A 3276-nucleotide genomic window follows, 5' to 3' on the forward strand; every position below is an offset into this window, starting at 1 on the left:
GAAAGATTATTTAGTCCAATTATTTGGAGAAAGAGGCTAAGCAGATGATTGATTTAAAAAGGAATCTTTTCAAAATTGATGTCCGGGCACAAAAGGATGAAGAGAAAGTTTTCATGCGTACGGCGTGCTATTTTTCTGAGAATATATTGAAATAGGATGCAAATTGCTGTAAAATAGGTCTGAATACTATTTTTGAAACAGGAGACCTATATGAAAAAGCTAATCCTTAGCTGTTTGGTCGCCTTGGCCCTTCTTTTTGGAGGAATGAGCCGGGCTCAAGCAGACCAATATTTAAGAGTCGGAATGGAGGCAGCCTATGCTCCCTTTAACTGGACTCAAGATGATGCTTCAAATGGGGCTGTTCCAATTGAAGGAACTAGCCAATATGCCAATGGTTACGATGTCCAAGTCGCTAAAAAAATCGCTAAGGCTATGAATAAAGAACTGTTAGTCGTTAAAACTTCTTGGACAGGCTTGATTCCAGCTTTAACTTCCGGAAAAATCGATATGATAGCAGCCGGCATGAGCCCAACTGATGAACGTCGAAAGGAAATTACCTTCTCAAATAGCTACTACACTAGCGAACCCGTTTTGGTTGTAGCTGCAAATGGTAAGTACGCTGGTGCGACTAGCCTTGACGATTTTGCTAATGCCAAAGTGACTGCACAACAAGGCGTTTGGCATGTCAACCTCTTAACACAGCTAAAAGATGCTAAACTGCAGACCCCAATGGGGGATTTCTCTCAAATGCGTCAAGCTCTTTCTTCAGGCGTCATTGATGCTTATATTTCTGAACGACCTGAAGCCATGACTGCTGAATCTGCTGATAGCCACTTCAAAATGATCACTCTTAAAAAAGGGTTTACTGTTTCTGAATCAGATGCCGCTATCGCTGTCGGAATGAAAAAGAATGACAACCGCATTGCAATTGTCAACCAAGTGCTTGAAGGATTTTCTCAAACTGATCGTATGGCCCTGATGGATGATATGATTACCAAGCAACCTATGGAAAAGAAAGCCGAAGATGCTAAACCTTCATTCCTAGGTCAAATGTGGGCTATCTTTAAAGGTAACTGGAAGCAATTCTTACGCGGTACAGGTATGACTTTATTAATCTCTATGGTGGGGACGATCACAGGTCTCTTCATTGGATTATTAATCGGTATTTTCCGTACAGCTCCTAAAGCTAAGCATAAAGTAGCTGCCTTGGGACAAAAACTCTTTGGTTGGTTACTCAATATTTATATCGAAATCTTCCGTGGCACACCGATGATTGTTCAATCTATGGTTATCTACTACGGAACAGCGCAAGCCTTTGGTATTTCGATTGACCGTACCCTAGCGGCTATTTTTATCGTATCTATCAATACGGGAGCCTATATGAGTGAAATTGTTCGCGGTGGTATTTTCGCTGTCGATAAAGGTCAATTCGAAGCAGCAACTGCTCTTGGCTTTACTCACGGGCAAACCATGCGTAAAATTGTGCTACCACAAGTTGTTCGCAACATTTTGCCAGCAACAGGTAACGAGTTTGTCATCAACATCAAAGATACTTCAGTCTTGAATGTTATCTCTGTTGTGGAACTTTACTTCTCAGGTAATACCGTAGCTACACAAACCTACCAATATTTCCAAACCTTTACGATTATCGCCATCATCTACTTTGTCCTTACCTTCACGGTGACACGTATCCTTCGTTATATTGAACGTCGTTTCGATGCCGATACTTACACCACTGGAGCAAACCAAATGCAGGTTGCGGAGGTCCCAAATGTCTAACCCAATTATTGAAATTAAAAACCTCAAAAAATCTTACGGCAGCAATGAAGTACTCAAGGATATTTCCCTTTCTGTTAACAAGGGAGAAGTCATTTCCATCATCGGTTCTTCTGGTTCTGGAAAATCAACCCTACTACGCTCAATCAACCTTTTAGAGGAACCAAGCGCAGGACAAATCCTCTTTCATGGTGAAGATGTTCTTGCTGAACACTATAACTTAACCCACTATCGCGAAAAATTAGGTATGGTTTTCCAATCCTTTAACTTGTTTGAAAACCTAAATGTATTGGAAAATGCTATCGTCGCTCAAACTACCGTCCTCAGAAGAGATCGCGCAGAAGCAGAACAAATTGCTAAAGAAAACCTCAATGCGGTTGGTATGACAGAACAATACTGGCAAGCCAAACCAAAACAATTATCAGGGGGGCAAAAACAACGGGTCGCCATTGCCAGAGCCTTATCTGTTAATCCAGAAGCCATGCTCTTTGATGAACCAACATCAGCACTTGATCCTGAAATGGTTGGTGAGGTCCTCAAAACCATGCAGGACTTGGCAAAATCAGGGTTGACCATGATTATCGTTACCCATGAAATGGAATTTGCTCGTGATGTCTCCGACCGTATCATTTTCATGGATAAGGGCTTGATTGCTGAAGAAGGTTCACCTCAACAAATTTTTGAGAATCCCACACAAGATCGTACCAAAGAATTTTTACAACGTTTCTTAAAATAATGAACAACCCAACTGATATAGAAGCAGTTGGGTCTTTTTTAATTCCTAATTTGTAAAATTAAGCTAGACAGAAAAAAGCCATCTATGTTAGGCTCAGATAAACACCACATTTGTCTGAAAGGAACTAACATAAATGACCTATACTCATCTTACCACAACCGAGCTTGTAATGATAGAGGCTTATTACAAAGAAGGAATAACTGTTAGCAATATTTGTCAATCCCTCAAAAGATCAAGACAAACAATTTATAAGGTCATTGCTTATCTCAAGGCTGGTCACACTGCCTATGATTACTACAAAGACTACAAAGCTAACAAGAAGCGCTGTGGTCTTCTTAAGACCCAACTCACTCAAAGTGAACAAGATTTTATTCAAAGGCATTTAGAACTTAATTGGAGTTTGGATGTGGTCAAAGGAACTTATCACGATAAAATCCCTTGTTCTATGAGAACTCTTTATCGCTTAGCTGACCGTAGTATCTTCAAGAAAGCTGATTTACCATGGAAGGGAAAACGCCAACCAAATGGTATGGCCGAAAAACGTGGCAAGCAAGCTTTTAGAAGGGATATCCGTGAGCGTTCAGAAATCTATCCGAAATTTGAAAGAGAGTTTGGACATCTTGAAGGAGATACGATTGTTGGTAAACATCACAAAAGTGCTGTTGTCACCTTGGTAGAGAAGCAATCTAAAGCTATTATCACACTTCAAACCAATGGTCGAAAAGCTAGCGACATTGAGCAGTCACTAAATAGATGGCTGTCAC

At 40.5% G+C, this 3276-nt stretch carries 3 protein-coding genes; all 3 read left to right on the forward strand.

Annotated features, from left to right (window positions below):
- Positions 1-210: 210 nt before the first annotated feature.
- Positions 211-1779, forward strand: a complete 1569-nt coding sequence (locus tag ACYTR8_RS10175; RefSeq protein ID WP_269760386.1) for an ABC transporter substrate-binding protein/permease — start codon at positions 211-213, stop codon at positions 1777-1779.
- Entirely contained in the window at positions 1772-2512 is a 741-nt protein-coding gene (locus tag ACYTR8_RS10180; protein WP_111715149.1) for an amino acid ABC transporter ATP-binding protein, read from the forward strand. Before ACYTR8_RS10175 ends, ACYTR8_RS10180 begins: the two co-directional genes overlap by 8 nt.
- A gap of 133 nt (positions 2513-2645) precedes the next feature.
- Positions 2646-3276: IS30 family transposase (locus ACYTR8_RS10185; protein WP_479642110.1), on the forward strand; the 631-nt coding region annotated here is incomplete at its 3' end.

This window comes from Streptococcus sp. F2, from assembly GCF_056500955.1.